We start from the raw sequence: 21,244 nt of genomic DNA, 5'->3' as shown, positions 1-21,244 counted from the left end.
ATGTCGCGGATCAAGGAGTTCAACCTGCCCGACCTGGGCGAGGGCCTGACCGAGGGCGAGATCCTCGCGTGGCTCGTCAAGGTCGGCGACGTCATCGAGCTGAACCAGCCGATCGTCGAGGTGGAGACGGCCAAGGCGGCCGTCGAGATCCCGGCGAAGTGGGCGGGCCAGGTGCAGTCGATCTTCCACCCGGAGGGGAGCACGGTCGAGGTCGGCACGCCGATCATCGCGATCGACACCGACCCGGGCGCCGGCCCGATCGAGGCGTCGACGACCGGCGCCCCGGACGCGGCCCTGCCCACCCCGTCGGCGGCGTCGCTGGCCGCGGTCGAGGTGGCGCCGGCCGAGGGCGCGGTCGAGCCGGGCCTGATCGGCGGTCCCGCCCCGGGCGGCCGTACCGCCGTGCTGGTCGGCTACGGCCCGCGCACCGCGGCGGCCAAGCGCCGACCGCGCAGGGGCGACACACCGGTGCCGGCCCAGGCCGCGCAGCCGGTCGCACCGACGCAGCCGGCCCCGGTGGCCACTGCGCCGTCGAACGGTCACGGACCGGCCGGCGGGCCCGTGCTGGCCAAGCCGCCGGTGCGGAAGCTCGCCAAGGATCTCGGCGTCGACCTGTCCGCGCTGACCGGGTCGGGGCCGCTGGGCTCGATCACCCGGGAGGACGTACAGCGGGCGGCGAGCGGGGCCACGGCGGCGGCCGAGCCGCTCGCGGTGTCGGCGCCGGCCACGGCGGTCGCGAGCTTCGGCGCGGACCGCGAGCAGCGCATCCCCGTCAAGGGGGTACGCAAGCTCACCGCCGAGAACATGTCCCGCTCGGCGTTCACCGCGCCGCACGTGACGGAGTTCCTCACCGTCGACGTGACCCGGGCGATGAAGGCCCTGGACCGGCTCCGCAACCGGCGGGAGTGGCGCGACGTGCGGGTCTCGCCGCTGCTGCTGGTGGCCAAGGCGGTGCTGCTGGCCGTCAAGCGCCACCCGATGGTCAACTCGACCTGGGCCGGCGACGAGATCGTCGTCAAGGACTACGTCAACCTGGGCATCGCGGCGGCCACCGAGCGCGGGCTGATCGTGCCGAACATCAAGGACGCCGGGCGACTCTCGCTGCGCGAGCTGGCGGACGCGATGACCGGCCTGGTGCAGACGGCCAAGGCCGGGAAGACCTCGCCGGCCGACATGTCCGGCGGCACGCTGACGATCACCAACGTCGGCGTGTTCGGGGTGGACACCGGTACGCCGATCCTGCCCCCGGGCGAGTCGGCGATCCTCGCCTTCGGCGCGGTCCGCGAGATGCCCTGGGTCCACAAGGGCAAGGTCCGGCCGCGTCAGGTCACCACGCTGGGCCTCTCCTTCGACCACCGGATCATCGACGGTGAGCTGGGCTCGAAGTTCCTGCGCGACATCGGGGAGTTCCTGGCCGACCCGGAGGCGGCGCTGCTCGCCTGGACCTGACGGTCCTGACGCCAGCCGAACGGCCGGTGTGCGACGGGTTGACGCCCGGCACACCGGCCGTGTCCTTTTGTGGCGCGCGCACGCCCGGCGCCGGCCGCCCCTAGAGACAGAGGATTGCGTGGGTCACAGGCCCCCCTCACCTTCGATTGTTCGGCCCGTGTCCCAGCTCACCTAATAATCGATGGAAGTTGCGACCGTCTTGGGGTTCAATGGAAGACATCAAGGGGCTGACAACCGAATAGCCAGGAGGAGAGACCCATGAGCATGATCGAGCGAATCCGCAACCGCCGCGACGCCAACCGCCGCGCCCGTGCCATCGAGCACGCGCTGCGCTCCGCCAACTCGCCCGCGGTCCGCGAAGAGATCCTCGCCATCGCCCAGCGTCACATGAGCTGACGCCCGGAACCTTTCTCACCTCCTCCAGATCGATGACCCGCCCGGTCCGCCCGGGCGGGTCATCGGCGTTTCGCAGCGGTTGACACCGGGATTCCACCTCGCCTCAGCGCCCGGTACGGTGGGCTTCGGTCGTCGCCCGCCGACCCGGAGCAGTCGAGTCGATAGAAGCCGCTCGACACCATCCGGCCACGGGGAGTGACGATCGTGCTCCCCGGTCGCCCTCGGGCGGTCACCGGATACGGTGCGGGGAGCCGGCACGGCCGGTACACCGGCGACGCCGGCCACCCTGCCGAGAAGACCGATCGGCAGTGGCGGCCGACAGGTGATGGAGGAGGCGCACGCATGACGTCCGAGGGCACGCACCACCCCGGCCAGCAGCCGGACGAGGTGTCGCCGGGCGCCGGCGGACCGGCGCCGTACGGCGACCGCCCGGCACAGCAGGACAACGGATACGGCGCCGGCGCCCCCGATCTGGGCTGGGCACCCCCGCCCCCGTCGGAGCGACCGAACCCGCCCGCCTGGGGCGCGCAGGGTGAACAGCAGCCGGCCCCCGCGTGGGCCGCCCAGGCGCCGCAGCAGACCGACCCGGCCCAGTCCGGCCAGTGGGGACCGTCCGGCGCGTCGCCGCAGCCGCCGCAGCCGCCGTGGCCGGGCGCGCAGGAGCAGGCCGGTCCGGCCTGGGCCGCCGCCGCCCCGCAGCCGCCGCACGCCGCCCCGGAGCAGCCCGCCTGGGGATCCGGCGAGCAGGCGTCCCCCGCCTGGGCGCAGCCCGAGCCCGCCGCCCGCGGCGCCGCCCGGGTCCCGCAGCCCGCGCCCGCGCCCGCGCCCGCACCCACCACCCAGCCCTGGCCCGCCCAGGACGACCCCAACCGCTCCGGCGGCTGGGCCGGCGACCAGCAGCAGCAGGACGAGCAGCCCCGACCCGGCGGCTGGGCCGGCGGTGCCACCCCCGACGACCGGCCCGCGCAGGGCGACTGGGCCGCGCAGCAGAACGACGCCGACCGCCCCGGCGACGGCCAGCAGCAGGACGACCCCAACCGCTCCGGCGGCTGGCAGCAGGACGACCCGAACCGCTCCGGCGGCTGGCCCGGCGGCCAGCCGCAGGCCGAGCAGCCCGCCTGGGGAGCCGGCGAGCAGGCGTCCCCCGCCTGGGCGCAGCCCGAGCCCGCCGCCCGCGGCGCCGCCCGGGTCCCGCAGCCCGCACCCAACCCCCAGCCCTGGCCCGCCCAGGACGACCCCTCCCGCTCCGGCGGCTGGAACGCCGAGTCCCCTCAGGACCCCGCCAACGGCTGGAACCCGGGACAGCAGCAGGACGACCCCAACCGCTCCGGCGGCTGGGCCGGCGACCAGCAGCAGGGCGAGCAGCCTCCGGGTGGCGCCTGGGCCGCCTCCCGGGACGACGCGTCCCGGGACGACCAGCCCCAGGGCGGCGAGTGGCCGGCCCGGGACGAGCGCTCCGCACGGGGTGCCGCGTCCGTGCCCTCGCAGTCCGACGACCGGGACGCGAACGGCTGGGGCGCCCCTCAGCCCACCTCCACCCCGCCCGGTCGCGCCTCCGTCCCGGCGCCCGGCGACGGCGGGCCGAAGCCGTGGGGTCCCGCTGCGGAGAACCCGCCGCAGTGGGCCGGCAACGCCGCCGAGCGCCCAGCCGTACCGGACGTCGAGCCGTGGTCGGCGGACGAGGCGTGGGGCCGCGCGGAGGCGGGCGAGCCCGCCCCGGGCCGGGCCGGCAACGGCTGGGAGCCCGAGCGGGCCGAGGAGCCCCCGATCTACCAGCCCGCACCGGGGCCCGGCATCTCGCCGGCCAACGCCGTGCCGCTGCCGCCGCAGGAGCAGCGGGTGCCCGGTGCCAGCCTGGCCTCCGCCCCGCCCGTCGACTACGCGCCGCCGGCCCAGTTCGCCCCCGAGCAGCCCGGCCGGGACGGCGGCCTGCCGGCGTACGAGCAGGAGCAGCCGGCTTGGGCCCAGGCCGGCTCCCGGCACGACGAGCCGCAGTCGCCCGCCGGTCCGGTGGTCCCCGCGCCGCGCACCTCCCCGGAGGTGGGCGGGCGGGCGGGCGTACCGTCGCCGGAGGGTGCCGAACCGGCCGCCGGCAGCGTCTCGGCGAGCGCCTCGGTGCCGCTGGCCAGCCGGGTGCTGCCGCCGACCGACCAGGCCCTGCGACCGGGCGGTGCGCCCGCGCCGCAGCCCCGGGTGTACGGCCGACCGGCCCGCCCTGAGCCGGCGGACGAGCCGGAGCAGGAGGACCCGCGCGGACACCGGCCGGACCACGCGCCGACGCCCAGCTTCGACCAGGGACCGGACCCGCGCTTCGGCCAGGGACCAGACCCGCGCTTCGAGCAGGGACCAGACCCGCGCTTCGGCCAGGGACCGGACCCGCGCTTCGACCAGGAGCCGCGCTTCGACCAGGGTCAGGACAACCGGTTCGACCAGGGCCACGAGGGTCGCTTCGACGACCGGGACCGGGCACCGAGCGGAACCGCCGTCTTCGGCGCGGTCGCCCCGATGGCGCCCGCCTCGCCGGCCGCGCCCCCGGCCTTCCCGCCGGGCGTACCGTCCTTCGTCGACCCGCCGGCCAGCGACCGGCCGGTGAACGGGGTCCGGCCGCACGACAGCGCCGACCGGCCCGCCGACCCCTTCGGTACGCCGAACGCCGCCGGCGCGGCACCCGGCTACGGGCCCGCCCCGACCGCCGCGCCCACGTCGGGCGGCGCGTTCCCGTCGGCGTTCCCGCCGCCCCCGCAGCAGCCCGGCCCCTGGGACCAGGGCGGCCCGGAGCAGGAGCAGAACCGCTTCGACTCGTTCAAGCCGATCGCGGAGCCGAAGGCCGAGCCGGCCCCCACGCCCAAGGTCCGCAACGGCCGGGTGCTCGCCGCGGTGCTCGTCGCGGCGGTGCTCATCCTGGCGGTGCCGCTGGGGCTGCTCATGCTGCTCGGCAAGGTCGGCGGCGACGACCCGGCCCCGGCGTTCGACCCGGCGGTCGGCAGCTGCGTGAAGAAGTCGGGCGAGACGGCGGCGGCGGCGGAGTGCGGCGAGGCGGGCGCCTTCACCGTGGTCTCCAAGGTGGACGCGAAGGACAAGTGCGCCGACCCGACCCAGCCGCACGTGGTGCTCAAGGGCGGCGGGACGAACCGCGTGCTCTGCCTCAAGCCGGCGGGCCAGTAGCAGACGAAGACGACGGTGGGGCCACGGGAGACCGTGGCCCCACCGTCGTCCGTAGCGGCCGGCAGCGCCGTGGAGCGGATGCCGACAACGGCACTGCCGGTCGTACGGAAACGAAAGCGCCCGCCCCGTGGATGCGGGGACAGGCGCCTACGGAAGCCTGATGGTCAGGGTCGTTCGGCGACCTGGGCGACGAAGGCACGCCAAGCGGCCGGGGCGAAGACAAGGGCCGGCCCGGTCGGGTCCTTCGAGTCGCGGACCCCTACTGCACCCGGAAGATTGCCGGCGACCTCGACGCAGTCGCCGCCGTTGCCACCGCTCTTCGTGCTCTTGCGCCACTGCGCGCCGGTCAGGTCCATGATGCTGCCGCTTCTCTGAGAAGTTCCAAGGAGCGCCCTCGGGGAAGAGCCTCACCCCGTATGCGTTCCCACCGGTGCTCCAGCGTAGCAATGTCGGAAGTTTGGTCGACTATTTGCGCGCGCGCCTGGCTATCGACGTGCGCCACGCGCGTCCCGTCGGGAAGCTCGGCGAGTGTGAACGGTCCGTCGAGGCCTGGATAAGTCGATGTCTCACGCGGCACGACGTGGAGTTGAACGTTCGGCATCCCGGCGCAGCTCACCAGATGGGCTAGCTGCTCCGCCATGAGTCTCCGGTCTCCTGCTGCGGGACGACGGATGATTCCCTCGTCCAGCACCGCGACGAACAGAGGTCCGCGATCGCGAGTCAGGATCGCCTGACGGGCAACGCGTGCCGAGACCAACTCGCCTACCTCGTCCGGCGCCAGCGGCTGGCCTGTGAACGTGGCCCGCGCATAAGCCCTGGTCTGAAGGAGGCCCGGCACCCAGGCGAGTTGGAACGCCCTTAGGGCTACCGCCTCACGCTCGATGTCGACCCACGGTCGGAACCACACAGGTTCGCGCCGGTTGAGCAAGTCCGGCCAAGTTCCGACACGTTCTTGCCCAAGATCTTCGCGACTTCGGCACGGTGCCGACTCTGCGGAATACGTCCCGGGTTTGCCCACCGAGCGACGGTCTTCGGATGAATTCCGAGGCGACCTCCCAGACTTTCGGCTGTCTCGCACGCCTCGGCAAGCGCCGCCACAAACGCATGGTTCATGCCGCGTCCCTTCTGGAGCGATCGGAACGTTCCCGAGAAATCATCTAACGCTGGGTGATTGTCCGGCAACCCTCGGCAGGGTGCTTCGTAGACGGCGCGAGCCGGTGGAGGCGATGGGAGCCCGCCGGTCGCGCTGACGGGGCCGCTCTGGGCGAGCAACAGGGGCGGCCCTCCCACCTACCCGCCGGACAAGGGAGAGCGATGCCCGAGGAGAGGCCGAAGCTGAGACCCGCGCCGAAGAGCAATCCGCCGCCGGCCCGCCCGATCCTCCCGGGGCCGATCGGTCCCTTCATCCCGCCGTACCGGGGCCCAGGCCGCGTGGGCAACGTCGTTCCGGCGTCGCGCTGGTCGGCCCGGCGGAACGGGAGCCGCTGGTGACCGCCCGGACGCCGCCACCCGTACGGATGCTGCGGGCCGGCGAGGTCCTCCACTTGACCCGGGCGGCGTCGCCGCAGTTCGTGACCCCGATGCGCGTCCGCGTGATCCGCGAACTCGTCGACCGTTTCCCGCCGTACGGCTGGCTCTGGTTCGAGGGTTACCAGCTCGACGCCAAGGGCCGCGCGGTGGCGAAGCGCGAGCTGTTCGTACTGCGGGAGGGCCTTGAGTGGGTCGTCACCGCGCCGCCCCCGGCGCGGCCCGCCCCCGCACGACGGCCGCCGGCCCGCCCCCGCGCGGCGGTGGGCTGATGGTGCACGTCCGCGCCCACGTCCCCAGCCGGCCCACGTGGCGCTGTGGCGCCTGCGGGGTGGCGTGGCCCTGCTCGACGGCGAAGCTTCTCCTGCTCGCGAAGTACCGCGAGGACCGCGACGCGCTGATGGTCCATCTCGCCGAGCTGTGCGACGAGGCCGCCGAGGAACTCGCCGGGCTGGACCATGGCAGTCCGCCGGCGGACCTGGCGGTGCGCTTCACCGGCTGGGCCCGCGCCCGCTAGCCCGGCTCGCCGCTGTCGTCCGGGTCACGGGTCCGACTTCACGCGAGCCCGACGTGGCAGGCTGGCGGGCATGGGAACGACACCGCGCGTACGTGCCCCCGAACTGCGGGGCCGGCAGTGGCTCAACACGGGTGGGCGAGAGCTGAAGCTGTCCGATCTGCGGGGCAAGATCGTGATCGCCGACTTCTGGACCTTCTGCTGCATCAACTGCCTGCACGTGCTCGACGAGCTGCGCCCGCTGGAGGAGAAGTACGGCGACGTGCTCGTCGTGATCGGCGTGCACTCGCCGAAGTTCGAGCACGAGAAGGACCCGGACGCGCTGGCCGCCGCCGTGGAGCGGTACGGCGTCCACCACCCCGTGCTCGACGACCCCGAGCTGGACATGTGGCAGCAGTACGCGGCCCGCGCCTGGCCCACCCTGTCGGTGATCGACCCCGAGGGCTACGTGGTGGCGACGATGGCCGGCGAGGGTCACGCCGAAGGGCTCGCCCGCCTCGTCGACGACCTGATCGCCACCCACGAGGCGAAGGGCACCCTGCACCGGGGCGACGGCCCGTACGTCCCGCCCGCCGAGCCGCAGACCACGCTGCGCTTCCCGGGCAAGGCGGTGCTGCTGGAGAACGGCAACCTGCTCGTGTCCGACTCGGCCCGGCACTCGCTTGCGGAACTGGCCCCCGACGGCGAGACGCTGGTCCGGCGGATCGGCACGGGCAGCCGGGGCCGGGCCGACGGTCCCGCCGGGGCGGCCACCTTCTCCGAGCCGCAGGGGCTGTGTCTGCTGCCGGCGCACACCGCCGAGGTGGCCGGCTACGACCTCGTCGTCGCCGACACCGTCAACCACCTGCTGCGCGGCGTACGACTGGCCGACGGCGAGGTGGTGACGGTCGCCGGCACCGGCCGGCAGTGGCGTTCCACGGTCGACGACCACTCGCACGACGCGCTCTCGGTCGACCTCTCCTCCCCCTGGGACCTGGCCTGGTACGACGACAAGGTCGTCATCGCGATGGCCGGCATCCACCAGCTCTGGTGGTTCGACCCGGTGAAGCGCACCGCCGGCATGTACGCGGGCACCACCGTCGAGGCCCTGCGCGACGGCCTGCTGGCCGAGGCGTGGATGGCGCAGCCGTCGGGCCTCTCCGTCTCCGCCGACGGCGCCCGACTCTGGATCGCCGACAGCGAGACCAGCGCGATCCGGTACGTCGAGAACGACGTCATGGGCACCGCCGTCGGGCAGGGGCTCTTCGACTTCGGGCACGTCGACGGGCCGGCGGCGGAGGCGCTGCTCCAGCACCCGCTGGGGGTGTGCGCGCTGCCGGACGGCTCGGTGCTGGTGGCCGACACGTACAACGGGGCGGTCCGCCGCTTCGACCCGGAGAGCAACCGGGTCTCGACGGTCGCCGAGGGGCTCGCCGAGCCGAGCGACCTGGTGCTCACCCCGGCCGGCGAGGTGCTCGTGGTGGAGTCCGCCGCGCACCGGCTGACCCGGCTGGCGCCCGGCGCGCTCTCGGCGGCCGGCGCAAGCACCGTCGACGGTCCCCGGCACCGCACCGAACGCAAGCCCACCGACGTGGCGGCCGGCGAGGTGACCCTGGACGTGATCTTCACGCCTGCGCCGGGGCAGAAGCTCGACGAGACGTACGGCCCGTCGACGCGACTGGTGGTCTCGGCGTCGCCGCCGGAGCTGCTGCTGGAGGGGGCGGGGACCGGCACCGAGCTGTCCCGCCGGCTGGTGGTCGACGGCACGGTGGCCGGGGGCGTGCTCCAGGTGACCGCGCAGGCGGCGACCTGCGACGCGGACGTCGAGCACGCGGCCTGCCACCTGACCCGGCAGGACTGGGGCGTACCGGTCCGGGTGGTCGAGGGTGCCGCCGCCCGGCTCCCACTGGTACTCAGGGGCCTGGACGACGCCTGACGTCACGCGAACGGAGTGAGCGTCACCCCCGCGTCGATCAGGGCGGCGCGCACCAGTTCGGCGCAGCGGACCGCGCCGGGGGTGTCGCCGTGCAGGCAGATCGACTCGACCGGGCACGGGACGACGCTGCCGTCGACCGCGACCACGGTCCGCTCGGTGGCCATCCGCACGGCCCGGGCGGCCACCTCCTCCGGGTCGGTGACCAGCGCCCCGGGTGCGGTGCGCGGCACCAGCGAGCCGTTGGGCAGGTAGCCCCGGTCGGCGAAGCCCTCGGCGACCACCCGCAGCCCGGCGCCGGCGGCGAGCTGGGCGAGGACCGAGCCGGGCAGGCAGAGCAGCGGCAGCTGGTCGTCGTAGTCGCCGACCGCCGCGACCAGCGCCGCCGCCTGGGTCTCGTCGCAGGCGGCGGCGTGGTAGAGCGCCCCGTGCGGCTTCAGGTAGCGGACCCGGGTGCGGAACAGCCGGCAGAACGCGTCCAGGGCGCCCAGCTGGTAGGTGACCTCGTCACGCAGCTCCGCGAAGGCGTACGCGATGTGCCGCCGGCCGAAGCCGGCGAGGTCCCGGTAGCCGACCTGCGCGCCGACGGCCACCCCGCGCTCGGCGGCGCCCTCGCAGACCCGGCGCATGGTGGACGCGTCGCCGGCGTGGAAGCCGCAGGCGACGTTGGCGGAGGTGACGAGGTCCAGCAGCGCGGCGTCGTCGCCGAGTCGCCAGATGCCGAATCCCTCGCCGAGGTCAGCGTTGAGGTCCATGGAACCTGACCGTAGTCCCTGGCCGGGCCTGCGCGAGCGGGGTCACGTCGTCCACCACCCCGACGACGGGGTACCCGCCGGTGGTCGGATGGTCGGCCAGGAAGATCAACGGTTGGCCGTCCGCCGGCACCTGCACCGCCCCGAGCACGATGCCCTCGCTGGGCAGTTCCCCGGCCACCGCGCGGGGCAGCGCCGCGCCGGTGAGTCGCGCGCCGACCCGGTTGCTGACCGGGCTCACCGTGTACGCGCTGCCGAACAGCCGGTCCAGCGCGGTGGCGGTGAACCAGTCGTCGCGCGGGCCGAGGCGCAGGGTCAGCCGCAGCTCGGTCGGGGTGGGCGCCGCGACGGTGACGTCCACCGGGGCGGGCGGGCCGGCGGGTGCGCCCAGGGGCAGCCGGTCGCCGTCGCGTAAGGGCGGCGGGCCGAGCCCGGAGAGGGTGTCGGTGGCCCGGCTGCCGAGCACCGGTTCGACGGCGAACCCGCCGCCGACCGCGAGCCAGTTGCGCAGGCCGTCGCGGGGCGGGCCGATCCGCAGCACGGCGCCCGCCGGCACCGACAGCGGCCGACCCACGTCACCGGGACGGTCGCCAACCCGCACGGCGGCACCGGCACCGGTGACCGCGACCGCCGTCGCGCGGCGGAACCGCAGCTCGCAGCCGGTCATCGTGATCTCGAGGCCGGCGGCGGACTCCGGGTTGCCGACGAGCCGGTTGGCCAGCCGCAACGCCGCCGGGTCGAGCGCGCCCGACCGGGGTACGCCGAGGTGCGCCCAGCCGGCCCGGCCCAGGTCCTGGACGGTGGTCAGCGCCCCGGCGCGGAGCACCTCGACCACCGGGGTCACGCGGCCACCAGGCGTACCCGGGTGCCCGGGGTGAGCCGGGCGGGCGGGTCGGCATGCACGTCGAAGAGGCCCATCGTGGTGCGCCCGACCAGCAGCCAGCCGCCGGGCGAGGCCGCCGGATAGATCCCCGCGTACGGGCCGGCCAGGGCGACCGAGCCGGCCGGCACCCGGGAGCGCGGGGTGGGCAGCCGGGGCACCGCGAGTTCGGCGGGCAGCCCGGTGAGGTAGGCGAACCCGGGGGCGAAGCCGCAGAAGGCCACCCGGAACGGGGTACGCCGCAACCGGTCGATCACCGCCGGCACGTCCACGCCCCAGTGCTCGGCGACGAGAGGCAGATCCTCCCCGTCGTACGTCACCGGAACCTCGACCAGCTCAGCGGCGGCCGTCCCCGGTGCGGCGGCGGTGGTCGGTGCGGCGGCTGGTCGGGGCGGCCAGGCGGCGATCCGCTCGGCCGCCGTGGCCGGGTCCGGCACGCCGTCGAGCAGGACGGTGGTGGCCGCCGGCACGATCTCGACGGCGGTCAGTTCGCCGCGTTCCCGCCGCCGCCACAGCTCGGCCCGCCACGCCTCCACCTGGTCGGCGTCGGCACAGTCGATCAGCAGGGCGTGGGCGCCGACGGGTCGGATCCGCATGCCGCCATACTTCCCGACCGGCGCACGGCACCAGAGGCGGTCGGCCGGCGTCCCACGTGACCGGACGCACTACTTGAAAGTAACCTACGGTGCCGTAACCTAATGGGGTGACCACCCCCGCCCCGCTTCGACTGAAGCCGGTCGACATCGGTAAGCCCCGGATGCGCGGCTGGCTGCACACGTACGCGTTCTTCGTCGCAGGACTCTGCGGCATCGTGCTCAGCGCGGTCGCCGCCACCCGACCCGGCTGGGCCCCGCTGGTCAGTTGCCTCATCTACAGCCTCACGGTGTGCGGGCTCTTCGGCACGAGCGCGCTCTACCACCGGCGGGTGTGGTCCGAGCGCGGCTACCAGATCATGCGCCGGATGGACCATTCGATGATCTTCGTGTTCATCGCCGGCACCTACACGCCGTTCTGCGTACTGCTGCTGGAACCCCGGCCGGCCACGATCATGCTGGCGCTGGTCTGGGGCGGCGCGCTCGCCGGCGTGGCGCTCAAGCTGGTCTGGCCGCACGCCCCGCGCTGGGTCTCCGCGCCGCTCTACCTGGCGCTCGGCTGGGTCTCGGTCGCGATGCTGCCCGACATCCTGCACCAGGGTGGCGTCACCGCCCTGGTGCTGCTCATCGTGGGCGGCGCGATCTACAGCGTCGGCGCGGTCTTCTACGCGCTCCGCCGGCCCAACCCCTGGCCCACCGTCTTCGGCCACCACGAGTTCTTCCACGCCTGCACGCTCGTGGCCGCGCTCTGCCACCACATCGCGATCTACTTCGCCCTCTTCGCCTGACGGACACGCATCCGGGGGCCCCGCCGCGTGGCGGAGCCCCCGGAAAGAAGGTGTCCCGTCGTGACGTCAGACGGTGCGGCGCGGCTGGCGCACCTCGCGGTACTCCTCCACGACCCGGTCGTCCCGCACCGGCACGACCTGCTCGGCGACCACGCGCTCACCGCGCACCGGGGCGACCACGGCCCGACGGCGCGAGTTCCAGAAGTGGAGGGTGAGCAGCAGACCGGCCACGCCGGCGAGCATCAGCACCCAGCCCACCACGGCCAGGTTGAGCCAGCCCAGATCCGCTTCCACGGCGAACGCGAAGATCGCACCCAACGCGATCAGGAAGATACTGCCACCAAAGCCCATCTCGTCGCCTCCTCGGCTGTCCCCTGGCGTTTCCTTCCGCCGCGGCCATCGGTGAGGTTGCGGCATCCATCGACTTACCCAGGCGCTCTGATCGCCAATCGGGCAAGCTGTGGACATGACCGACGCTTCCGCCCAGGGACGCACGCTGGTGCTGCTCCGGCACGCCAAGGCCGAGCCGCCCGGGGAGGTGGTGCCGGACGTGCAGCGCCCCCTGGCGGTACGGGGTCAGGCCGACGCGGCTGCGGCCGGCGCCTGGCTGGCCAAGCACGACCTGCTGCCGGACGTGGTCATCTGCTCGGCCGCCCGGCGCACGCGGGAGACGTGGCACGGCGTGGCGATGGGCATGACCGGCTCCCCACCGGAGGGCGGCTCGGCCGGCCCCGCTCCCGTCGTGCGCTACGAGGCCGACGCGTACGAGGCGCACCCGGAGGACCTGCTGACGCTGGTCCGGGACGTGGACCCGACCGCCCGTACGGTGCTGCTGATCGCGCACAACCCGGGCATCTCGCTCCTCTCGGCGCTGCTCGACCCGGAGCGGGCGGACCGGGACGGGTTGCGCACCAGCGACGTGGTGGTGCACCGGCCCGATGTCGACTGGCCGGAACTGGGCCCGAGCAGGGCACCGATCACCGACCGGCACACCGCACGCGGCTGAGCCACCCGCCGGTACGTGGCGGGTGGCTCAGGACATGGTGCCGCCGGACGCGGTGGCTCAGGACGGTGGCGCGCCGCCGGACGCGCGGTGGCTCAGGACGGTGGCGCCGTCGGCGGCGGCGGATCGGGCGGCGGTGGCATCATCGCGGTCGGGTGCGAGAGCCGGTTCTCCTCGACGATCAGGGTCCGCGCCCGCTTGCGCCGGTCCTGCCAGAACCAGAGCGTGGTGAGCAGGACGCCCAGCCCGGCCAGGATGAACACCCAGCCGACTGCGCGCAGGTCGACCCACCAGACGTTGGCTCTGATGGCGAAGGTCAGGATCGCGCCGATGGCGATCAGGAAGATTCCGCTACCAATGCCCATGTGCGCTGCACTCCCCCGTGCGGTGGCTCTGGGCGTTCTCTGACGTGACCTCGCGACGGTTACCCGCCACACCGCCCGGCTACCCGGATGGCGTCCCCAAATAGCCGGCGGAAACCCCATCGGCGGGCCAGCCACCGTTCTTCCCACCCGACCCGATTGCACGCCACGACTACAAACCGTGACAGCAACCCCAAGGTCCGTGCCGCCACTCACCGTAACCACGGCCACCAGGCAGCGCTACCCGCAAAACGGGCATCACGCCCTAAAACCCGACCATCCGGGGCGACCTGACGCTCCCACGGGCACCCCTCCGCAGACGCTTTGCTCTGCATCCACGGACGCAACAGGCACCCAGAGTTGCTGGTGCCTCCGTGGATGCAGAGCAAAGGGCGAAGAGGGCAAGCCGGAGAGGCGGCCGACTGATGACACTGCGTGATCAGCTTGACCCCAGACCCACTCTGCCCGGCCCCGCCCAGCCCCGGCCCCGGCCCCGCCCGCGCTTTCCGCACCCTTTTCGGTGTTGATCATGAGGTTATCGCCTTGGAATGCGCTTTCCATAGGCAATAACTTCATGATCAACCTGCGCGGCGCTGGGTGGGGTGGCGCGGGGCGGGGCGGCGGCCTGACGTGCCCTCGTAGCGCGGGGTGCGGGCCGCCGACGAAAGGCAGCGGAACCAGGCTCGCGACGAAAGGCAGCGAAACCAGCCTCGCGCGGAGGGGCGGAGGCAGCGGAACAAGAACTCGCGCGAGGGCCGAAGGCAGCGGGAACGCATTCGCGCGAGGGGGCGCGCTGGCAGCGCGGAGCGCGCTCGCGCGAGGGGCGGAGGGCGCGGAGGGGCGGAGAAGGCGAAGGGGGCGGAGGAGGCGGAGGAGGCGGAGGAGGCGGAGGAGGCGAGGGGGGCGAGAGCGCTCGTTCGGGGGTGATTCGCGCGCCTCCGACGACACCGGCGACGTCCGGGGCGCTTTCCGGGCCGGCGGGTGGACGACGACGGCCGGCGAGCTGTTGCCCGCCGGCCGTCGTGCCGCTCATCTTCGGGTCGTTCCCGGCCCCGCCGCCGCGCCGCGGGGCGCTACGGCGTACCTCAGAAGGCCTCCTCCGGGAGGTCCATGACGTCCAGGTCGGTGCTCTCGACGATCCGCCGGTCGGCGCCGATGCGGGGCAGCACCTCGCGGGCGAAGAACCGGGCGGCGGCCACCTTGCCGGTGTAGAACGCCTTGTTGGCGGCGGAGACCTCGCCGGCCAGGGCCTTCAGGGCCACGTCGGCCTGCTTCTGGAGCAGCCAACCGACGACCAGGTCGCCAATCGCCAGCAGGAAGCGGCGGCTGCTCAGGCCGACCTTGTAGAGCGCCCGGGTGTCGCCACCCTGCGCCTCGCCCAGCCAGCCGGTCATGACGCCCAGCATGGTCTGGATCTCGGCGAGCGCCTTGCCCAGCGCCAGCCGCTCCTCCTTGAGCTGACCGTTGCCGGCCTCGGTGGCGATGAACTCCTGGATCTCGCCGGCGACCGCCATCAGGGCCTTGCCGTTGTCCCGGACGATCTTCCGGAAGATCAGGTCGAGGCTCTGGATCGCCGTCGTGCCCTCGTAGAGGGTGTCGATCTTCGCATCCCGGACGTACTGCTCCAGGGGGTAGTCCTGGAGGAAGCCGGAGCCACCGAAGGTCTGCAGCGACTCGTGCCCGAGCAGCTCGTACGCCCGCTCCGAGCCGACGCCCTTGACCAGCGGGAGGAGCAGGTCGTTGACCCGCTTGGCGAGCTTGGTCGCCTTCTCGTCGCCCGCCGCCTCGGCGATGGCGACCTTGTCCTGCCAGGTGGCGGTGTAGCAGACCAGGGCGCGCAGGCCCTCGGCGTACGCCTTCTGCAGCAGCAGCGAGCGGCGGACGTCCGGGTGGTGGGTGATCGTGACGCGCGGCGCGGTCTTGTCCGCCATCTGGGTCAGGTCGGCGCCCTGCACCCGGCTCTTGGCGTACTCCAGGGCGTTCAGGTAGCCGGTCGAGAGGGTGGCGATGGCCTTGGTGCCGACCATCATCCGGGCGTTCTCAATGATCATGAACATCTGCCGGATGCCCTCGTGCTTCTCGCCCAGCAGCCAGCCCTTGGCCGGTACGCCGTGCTCGCCGAAGGTCACCTCGCAGGTGTTGGAGACCTTCAGGCCCATCTTGTGCTCGACGTTGGTGGCGAAGACGCCGTTGCGCTCGCCCAGCTCACCGGTGTTCTCGTCGAAGTGGTACTTCGGCACCACGAAGAGGGAGAGGCCCTTGGTGCCGGGGCCGCCGACGCCCTCGACGCCGACCGGGCGGGCCAGCACGTAGTGGATGATGTTGTCGCTCAGGTCGTGCTCGGCGGACGTGATGAAGCGCTTCACGCCCTCGATGTGCCAGGAGCCGTCGGGCTGCTGGATGGCGCGGGCCCGGCCGGCGCCCACGTCCGAGCCGGCGTCCGGCTCGGTGAGCACCATCGTGGAGCCCCACTGCTTGTCGGCGAAGAGCTTCGCCCACCGCTTCTGCTGCTCGGTGCCCTCGACGTGCAGCACGTGCGCGAAGGACGGACCGGAGGAGTACATCCACACGGCGGCGTTGGCACCGAGGATCAGCTCGGCGAGGGACCACACGAGCGCCCGGGGCGCGTTGCTGCCGTCCAGCTCCGTCGGGAGCTCCAGCCGCCAGAACTCGGAGTTCATGAACGCCCGGTACGACTTCTTGAACGACTCCGGCAGCGGCGCGGTGTGCGTGGCCGGGTCGAAGACCGGCGGGTTTCGGTCGCTGTCCGTGTAGCTGGCGGCCAGATCCTCACGGGCGAGGCGGTCGACCTCGGCGAGGATGTCGCGTGCGGTGTCGACGTCCAGGTCCGTGTACGGCTCCTGGCTGAACGCCTGGTCCGCCCCGAAGACCTCGAAGAGGTTGAACTCGAGGTCCCGAAGGTTGCTCTTATAGTGGGTCATGCTCGCTGGCCCCGCTTCCGGACAGGTGTTACCGATCAGTAACTCCAGACTGTATTACCGATGGGTAGGCAGCGACAAGCCGATCACCGAAGTGACGGCGATTACACACTTGTCGTTCGGGTTGCGGAAGCGGGCGCCGAGCGGCCCCGGCTCAGCTCTCGGCCGCGCCGACTTCCCAGCTGGGGACGGCCACCGTGGCGGCGCCGCGCGAGCCCGTGTACTCCATCAGGACCAGGGCGATGTCGTCGTCGAGCCGACCGTGCACCCACTCGACCAGGGCGGTCTCCAGCGAGGCGAGCCCGTCGCCGACGGTGCCGTGGCCGAGCAGCCGCCAGGCCCGGTCGGCGGTCGGGAAGAACTCCCCGTCCCGGCGGGCCTCGCCGAGCCCGTCGGTGAAGAGCAGCAGCCGGTCGCCGGGCTCCAGCCGCTCGACCCTGGGGCGCACCACCGGCATGAAGCCCAGCGGCGGGGCGGGGGCCGGCGGTTCGAGCGGGATGACGGCGCCCCGGCGCAGCAGCAGCGGCGGCGGGTGACCGCAGTTGACGATGGTGAGCGTCCCGCCCCGCTCCTCGACCAGCGCGGCGGTGACGAAGTCCTCGTCGCCCACGCTCCGGGCCACCGCCCGGTCCAGGTCGGTCACGACGGCCCGCAGGTCCGCCCGCTCGTACGCCACGTGCCGGTACGAACCCAGCACGATGCTGGCGAGCCGGACCGCGTCGAGGCCCTTGCCCCGCACGTCACCGATGATCATCCGCACCCCGTACGGCGTGTCGACCGCCTCGTACAGGTCACCGCCGATCTCGGCGGTGGCGGTGGACGAGATGTACCTGGCGGCCACCGAGAGCGTGCCGACCTGCGGCCCGAGCGGGCGCAGCACTGCCTGCTGGGCGACCGAGGCCAGCCGGGACAGCTCGGCGATCCGTTCGGCCTGCCGCTGCCGTACGGCCGCCGTGGCCACCGCGATGGCGGTGCCCAGCGCGATGCCCGCGACGGCGACCGTGGTGGGCAGCGCCACGGTCTCCTCCCAGAGCGCGAAGCCGGCCCCGAGGGCGGTGGCGGCCAGGCCCACGCCGAGCACGATCCGCCACGACGCCAGCGCGGCGGTCAGGAACGGCGCGGCCACCATGAGCGCGATGTAGTTCGCCGGACGGCCGTCGGCCAGTTCCACGGCCGAGACGATCGCGAGCAGGACGAAGGCCGCGCCGAGGCCGGCGCGGGATCCGGGGCTCAGTGGGCCGGGGCCCGACTGGAAGGGTCGCGTGCGTACGAGGGACAGCATGCCTGATGGACGTGAGCGGGTGAATGAACCTGGCCCGTCGTCCGAGCATGTTCTGCCCACCCGGACCGTGTCGCCGGACCGATCGCCACCCGGCCGACGCTCAGCCGAGCACCTCGTAGCGGACCTCCACGTGGCCGGCGTCGAGCGAGGCGATCTGGGCGAACGCGGCCCGGGACAGGTCGAGGCAACGCCCCTCGATGAACGGGCCACGGTCGTTGACACGCACCGTCACGGACTTGCCGTTCGCCGGGTTGGTGACCCGGACCTTCGTGTTGAACGGCAGGGTCTTGTGGGCGGCGGTCAGCGCGGACGGATCGAAGTTCTCGCCGTTGGCGGTGAGCTGCCCCTCGGCGTAGAACGACGCGCCGCACGAGCCGGTGTCGACGACCGGGCGGGCGGTGCTGCTCTTCTTCGTCGCGGTGGGCTTCGGCGCGGCGGTGCGTGGCTTGCTCCGGGAGGGGGCCTGGGCGGACCGGCTGGCCTTGGGGGCGGCGGTCGCGCTCGGCGACGCGCTGGCGCTCGGCGAGGCGGCCGGCGGGGCGGCCGGGGTGCTGGGGACCGCGCTGGTCGGCAGGCCGGTGGGCGCGAGGTCGACTGCGGTCGGCCGGGCGGGCTCCGCGTCCGAGGTCAGCTGGACGGCGCCGACGGTGCCGCCGACGGCGAGGGCGACCCCGACCGCTGCGGTGGCCGCGATGCCGGCCGGCGAGGAGAACATGCGGGTACGGGAGTGCCTGCCAGCCACCGGCCCGGTCCTTTCGTCATCTGAACAAACCGGGTCGGACCGTAGCGAGAGAAGCACATCCGAAGTCAACGTGATCATGGTGGTATGACCGCAATTGCAGTGATACGTGTACCCGATCATCCGATCCAAGGTGGGCCGGGCGGCCCGGGTGCGGGGCGGACCGCCCGGCCCGGTCCCGTCGGGGTCACCCACTCGGCGGCCAGCCAGACCGGGTGGCGCAGGATGGGTCCATGCCCTCCGAGCTGAGCGGACGCCTCGCCGCGCTGGTCAGGTGGATCGATCCCGGCCCCGGCGCCACGCACCTGGTCAGCGATGTCTCCGGCTGGTGGCGGGACCCGGAGGTCCTCGCCCGGCTGGGGCCGGCCCTCGTGGAGCCGTTCCGGGCCGCCCGGCCGACGGTGGTCGTCTCGCCGGCGGTCACCGGATACCTGCTCGGTCCGCTCGCCGCGACGGCGCTCGGCGTCGGCTTCGTGCCGGCGCACAAGCCGGGCGACGGCCGGCTCCCCGCCGGGGCGCTCACCTGGGCGCAGAGCCCACCGGACTTCCGGGGCCGACGGGTCGACCTGGCCGTGCGGGACCACGGCCTGCAAGGGGGTGACCGGGTGCTGGTGGTGGACGACTGGGTGGCCACCGGGGCACAGGTCCGCGCGCTCTACGAGATCTGCGCCGCGCGGGGCGCGGAACCGGTCGGCACCGCCACGGTCGTGCTGGACTGCCCCCCGGCGATCGCCACCGAGCTGCGCGTACGGGGGCTCGTGAACGGGACGGATCTCACGGCTTGACCTGAACCTCGGTTCTTGCTCGCCGCCGCCGGCGATGCCGGTCACCTGATCTGAACGAAGTCCTCGACCGCCGTGCAGACCCGGCCGAGCGCCTCCGCCGAGCGGGCCAGCGGGCCCGGCACCATCAGCGCGTGGTCGGCCTGCTCGATCTCCACCACGTGCGGGGTGAGCCGGCGGGCGAGCGGGCCGTCCCAGGACGGGTCCGCCGTGCCGCCCACCAGCAGGACCGGCGCGGTGGCGCGGCGCAGGCCGTCGACCACGGCGGGCACGTGCAGCAGCGGGGTGAGCCAGACGGCCGGCAGCCCGCGGTCGGCCGCGAGCGGCGTGGCCATCGAGCCGAGCGACTTGCCGACCAGCAGGTGCGTCGGCTCGGCGAGGGTCGGGGCGACCTGCCCGACCACCCATTCGATGGCCGGCCCCGGCCCGTCGCGGTCGGGGGCGAACTGCTCCGGCACCTCCCACGAAAGGGCGTGCAGGGCGTAGCCGACGCGACGCAGCGCCTCGCCGGCGTAGACGAAGAGCGGGAACCGGGTGTCGTAGCCCCGACCGGGGATGAGCACCGCGCGCCTGTCCGCCATGCCGCCTCCCGATCGTCTCCCCACCCACCGTAGCGCCCGCCGCACCGACGGTGGGGGCGGAAATGCCACGACGGTTGATCGACGGTGACGGTACGGTCGGCAGGATGTGGCCTCGGATCGGTGGACTGCGCACCCTCGCCCTCGGCACCCCCGGTGAGCTGCGTACGCGGCTCAACGCCCTGGTGCTCGCCGGGGTGAAGACGGCGACCGCCGGGCTGACCACCGAGTACGCCGAGGAGGGCGAGGAGCTGGAGCACGCCGGCGAGCGGCTGGTCCTCGTCGACGACGGGGACGCGCTGGTCGGCGTCGTGGAGGTCACCGGCGTCGAGGTGGTCCGCTTCGCGGACGTGCCGTGGGACTTCGCCCGCTCCGAAGGGGAGGGGGATCGTTCCATCGAGGAGTGGCGCGCCGGTCACGCCGCCTACTGGGCGCGCGTGGGCACCCCCGTCACCGACGACAGCGAGGTCGTCTGCATCCGGTTCCGGTTGGTCTCCGGCGGCGACGGCGGCATCACCACCGGAGACCTCGGCACCTGAGGGCGCCGGCCCGACGCGTCCACCGGCCGGCCTGACGTCGTCGGCAAGGCGTCCGGTCAGGCGTGTCGCAGCTCGGGCAGCAGGCGGGTGGCGACATCGGCGAGGACGGCCTCGTCGCCGGCGTACCAGCTGCTGGCCCGGGGCCAGTGGGTGACCACGTCGGTGAAGCCGAGGGCGGCGGCCCGGCCGACCTGGTCGGCGAAGAACTCGGCGCTGCGCAGCGAGAAGACCGGCGCGGAGTCGAGCGAGAGGTAGCGGTCCAGGGTGTCCGGGTCGCGGCCGGCGGCGGCGAGCGTCGCGTCCATCCGGGCGGCGGCCTCGGCCACCCCGCCCCACCAGCCCTCCAGGTCGTCCTCGTCGGGGCCGGTGGTGACCCAGCCCTGGCCGAAGCGCGCCACCAGCCGCATCGACCGGGGCCCGTTGGCGGCCATCACGAACGGCACCCGGGGCGTCTGTACGCAGCCCGGGTTGTTCCGCGCGTCCACGGCGGTGAACCACTCCCCGCGCCAGGTCGTGCCGTCCTCGCGCAGGATGAGGTCGAGCAGCTCGGTGAACTCGGCGAGCCGGTCCACCCGCTGGCGCGGCGGCAGCGTCTCCCCGCCCAGCACGGCCGAGTCGAAGCCGATGCCGCCGGCGCCGAGGCCGAGCAGCAGCCGCCCGCCGGAGACGTCGTCGAGCGCGGTGACCTGCCGGGCGAACGCCGCCGGGTGACGGAAGTTCGGCGAGGCGACCAGCGTGCCGAGCCGGATCCGGGAGGTCACCGTCGCGGCGGCGGTCAGCGTGGTCACGGAGTCGAACCACGGGCCGTCGACCAGGTCCCGCCAGCCCAGGTGGTCGTACGTCCAGGCGTGGTCGAAGCCCCACTCGTCCGCCTGCGACCAGCGGCGACGCGAGTCGGACCAACGCTGGTCGGGAAGGATCACGATGCCAATCCGCATGATCGCCAGCCTAGGCCTCGTGGCGAAGGGCGGGCCAGGCCGTCGCGGTCGGGACGGGTCTTGACCATATATCGATGATCTGAATATGGTGTCGCCCGTGACCGCG

At 73.7% G+C, this 21,244-nt stretch carries 21 protein-coding genes and 1 pseudogene; 10 read left to right on the top strand and 12 right to left on the bottom strand.

The annotated features are described in order from the left end of the window. The 3 genes from AC0OO9_RS15270 (at position 1) to AC0OO9_RS15260 (ending at position 5,010) form a co-directional block, all read left to right on the top strand. Positions 1 to 1,449 (top strand): dihydrolipoamide acetyltransferase family protein, encoded by a 1,449-nt coding sequence (locus tag AC0OO9_RS15270; protein WP_484517958.1) that lies wholly within the window; start codon positions 1 to 3, stop codon positions 1,447 to 1,449. 258 nt (positions 1,450 to 1,707) lie between these two features. Then, positions 1,708 to 1,845, top strand: a complete 138-nt coding sequence (locus AC0OO9_RS15265) for a hypothetical protein (protein WP_165947779.1) — start codon at positions 1,708 to 1,710, stop codon at positions 1,843 to 1,845. A gap of 342 nt (positions 1,846 to 2,187) precedes the next feature. After that, complete coding sequence (locus tag AC0OO9_RS15260) at positions 2,188 to 5,010, top strand: LppU/SCO3897 family protein (protein ID WP_484517742.1); 2,823 nt, start codon at positions 2,188 to 2,190, stop codon at positions 5,008 to 5,010. Positions 5,011 to 5,174: 164 nt separating this feature from the next. Here AC0OO9_RS15260 and AC0OO9_RS15255 read toward each other — a convergent pair whose 3' ends face one another. Continuing rightward, positions 5,175 to 5,366 (bottom strand): DUF397 domain-containing protein, encoded by a 192-nt coding sequence (locus AC0OO9_RS15255; RefSeq protein ID WP_484517741.1) that lies wholly within the window; start codon positions 5,364 to 5,366, stop codon positions 5,175 to 5,177. Beyond that, a pseudogene (locus AC0OO9_RS15250) lies at positions 5,357 to 6,123 on the bottom strand (DUF5753 domain-containing protein). The gene AC0OO9_RS15255 and the pseudogene AC0OO9_RS15250 overlap by 10 nt, the downstream one beginning before the upstream one ends. 374 nt (positions 6,124 to 6,497) lie before the next feature. Here AC0OO9_RS15250 and AC0OO9_RS15245 point away from each other — a divergent pair. From AC0OO9_RS15245 to AC0OO9_RS15235, 3 genes are all read left to right on the top strand, one after another. Beyond that, positions 6,498 to 6,809 (top strand): hypothetical protein, encoded by a 312-nt coding sequence (locus AC0OO9_RS15245; protein WP_484517740.1) that lies wholly within the window; start codon positions 6,498 to 6,500, stop codon positions 6,807 to 6,809. Beyond that, positions 6,809 to 7,054, top strand: a complete 246-nt coding sequence (locus AC0OO9_RS15240; RefSeq protein ID WP_484517739.1) for a flavin reductase — start codon at positions 6,809 to 6,811, stop codon at positions 7,052 to 7,054. The genes AC0OO9_RS15245 and AC0OO9_RS15240 overlap by 1 nt, the downstream gene beginning before the upstream one ends. Before the next feature lie 70 nt (positions 7,055 to 7,124). Then, the gene (locus AC0OO9_RS15235; RefSeq protein ID WP_484517738.1) at positions 7,125 to 8,966 is read left to right on the top strand and encodes an NHL domain-containing thioredoxin family protein; all 1,842 of its coding nucleotides are present in this window, start codon (positions 7,125 to 7,127) and stop codon (positions 8,964 to 8,966) included. A gap of 2 nt (positions 8,967 to 8,968) precedes the next feature. On the opposite strand, the gene AC0OO9_RS15230 is transcribed toward AC0OO9_RS15235, so the two are convergent. From AC0OO9_RS15230 to AC0OO9_RS15220, 3 genes are read right to left on the bottom strand one after another with little or no spacing between them, the layout of a single operon-like run. After that, the gene (locus tag AC0OO9_RS15230) at positions 8,969 to 9,718 is read right to left on the bottom strand and encodes a LamB/YcsF family protein (RefSeq protein WP_484517737.1); all 750 of its coding nucleotides are present in this window, start codon (positions 9,716 to 9,718) and stop codon (positions 8,969 to 8,971) included. Beyond that, positions 9,702 to 10,559 carry a 5-oxoprolinase subunit C family protein gene (locus AC0OO9_RS15225; RefSeq protein ID WP_484517735.1) on the bottom strand — a complete coding sequence of 286 codons (858 nt, stop codon included), beginning with the start codon at positions 10,557 to 10,559 and terminating at the stop codon, positions 9,702 to 9,704. The genes AC0OO9_RS15230 and AC0OO9_RS15225 overlap by 17 nt, the downstream gene beginning before the upstream one ends. Further along, positions 10,556 to 11,191, bottom strand: a complete 636-nt coding sequence (locus AC0OO9_RS15220; RefSeq protein WP_484517734.1) for a 5-oxoprolinase subunit B family protein — start codon at positions 11,189 to 11,191, stop codon at positions 10,556 to 10,558. Before AC0OO9_RS15220 ends, AC0OO9_RS15225 begins: the two co-directional genes overlap by 4 nt. Before the next feature lie 107 nt (positions 11,192 to 11,298). Between AC0OO9_RS15220 and trhA the strand changes: the two genes are divergently transcribed. Then, positions 11,299 to 11,976, top strand: coding sequence for a PAQR family membrane homeostasis protein TrhA (gene trhA / locus AC0OO9_RS15215; protein WP_421456657.1), 678 nt, complete (start codon positions 11,299 to 11,301; stop codon positions 11,974 to 11,976). Positions 11,977 to 12,042: 66 nt separating this feature from the next. On the opposite strand, the gene AC0OO9_RS15210 is transcribed toward trhA, so the two are convergent. Beyond that, the gene (locus AC0OO9_RS15210) at positions 12,043 to 12,327 is read right to left on the bottom strand and encodes a DUF6458 family protein (protein WP_132235282.1); all 285 of its coding nucleotides are present in this window, start codon (positions 12,325 to 12,327) and stop codon (positions 12,043 to 12,045) included. 115 nt (positions 12,328 to 12,442) lie between these two features. Here AC0OO9_RS15210 and AC0OO9_RS15205 point away from each other — a divergent pair, with 115 nt between their 5' ends. Next, positions 12,443 to 12,982, top strand: a complete 540-nt coding sequence (locus tag AC0OO9_RS15205; RefSeq protein ID WP_484517733.1) for a SixA phosphatase family protein — start codon at positions 12,443 to 12,445, stop codon at positions 12,980 to 12,982. A 92-nt stretch (positions 12,983 to 13,074) separates the two neighbouring features. Here the strand turns inward: AC0OO9_RS15205 and AC0OO9_RS15200 are convergent, their stop codons facing one another. The 4 genes from AC0OO9_RS15200 to AC0OO9_RS15185 form a co-directional block, all read right to left on the bottom strand. After that, positions 13,075 to 13,344 (bottom strand): DUF6458 family protein, encoded by a 270-nt coding sequence (locus AC0OO9_RS15200; protein ID WP_013730795.1) that lies wholly within the window; start codon positions 13,342 to 13,344, stop codon positions 13,075 to 13,077. 1,082 nt (positions 13,345 to 14,426) lie between these two features. Next, positions 14,427 to 16,283: an acyl-CoA dehydrogenase gene (locus tag AC0OO9_RS15195; RefSeq protein ID WP_421456652.1), complete on the bottom strand. Its 1,857-nt coding sequence runs from the start codon at positions 16,281 to 16,283 to the stop codon at positions 14,427 to 14,429. A 151-nt stretch (positions 16,284 to 16,434) separates the two neighbouring features. Then, a complete protein-coding gene (locus AC0OO9_RS15190) occupies positions 16,435 to 17,562 on the bottom strand; it encodes a PP2C family protein-serine/threonine phosphatase (RefSeq protein WP_132235288.1) in 1,128 nt (375 codons plus the stop codon). A gap of 100 nt (positions 17,563 to 17,662) precedes the next feature. After that, positions 17,663 to 18,304 (bottom strand): septal ring lytic transglycosylase RlpA family protein, encoded by a 642-nt coding sequence (locus tag AC0OO9_RS15185; RefSeq protein WP_484517731.1) that lies wholly within the window; start codon positions 18,302 to 18,304, stop codon positions 17,663 to 17,665. A gap of 230 nt (positions 18,305 to 18,534) precedes the next feature. Between AC0OO9_RS15185 and AC0OO9_RS15180 the strand changes: the two genes are divergently transcribed. Next, positions 18,535 to 19,086 carry a phosphoribosyltransferase gene (locus AC0OO9_RS15180; RefSeq protein ID WP_484517730.1) on the top strand — a complete coding sequence of 184 codons (552 nt, stop codon included), beginning with the start codon at positions 18,535 to 18,537 and terminating at the stop codon, positions 19,084 to 19,086. Between the two features lie 41 nt (positions 19,087 to 19,127). Here AC0OO9_RS15180 and AC0OO9_RS15175 read toward each other — a convergent pair whose 3' ends face one another. Then, positions 19,128 to 19,664 carry an alpha/beta fold hydrolase gene (locus AC0OO9_RS15175; protein ID WP_484517729.1) on the bottom strand — a complete coding sequence of 179 codons (537 nt, stop codon included), beginning with the start codon at positions 19,662 to 19,664 and terminating at the stop codon, positions 19,128 to 19,130. A gap of 104 nt (positions 19,665 to 19,768) precedes the next feature. On the opposite strand from AC0OO9_RS15175, the gene AC0OO9_RS15170 reads away from it, so the two are divergent. Further along, positions 19,769 to 20,200 (top strand): ASCH domain-containing protein, encoded by a 432-nt coding sequence (locus AC0OO9_RS15170; RefSeq protein ID WP_311410058.1) that lies wholly within the window; start codon positions 19,769 to 19,771, stop codon positions 20,198 to 20,200. A 56-nt stretch (positions 20,201 to 20,256) separates the two neighbouring features. On the opposite strand, the gene AC0OO9_RS15165 is transcribed toward AC0OO9_RS15170, so the two are convergent. Continuing rightward, positions 20,257 to 21,138 carry an LLM class flavin-dependent oxidoreductase gene (locus AC0OO9_RS15165; protein WP_484517728.1) on the bottom strand — a complete coding sequence of 294 codons (882 nt, stop codon included), beginning with the start codon at positions 21,136 to 21,138 and terminating at the stop codon, positions 20,257 to 20,259. Positions 21,139 to 21,244: the final 106 nt, after the last annotated feature.

Source organism: Micromonospora sp. USAFONa4, assembly GCF_057197825.1.
Note: the sequence above shows the minus strand (reverse complement) of the source record. Positions and strands in the feature narration are given on the sequence as shown.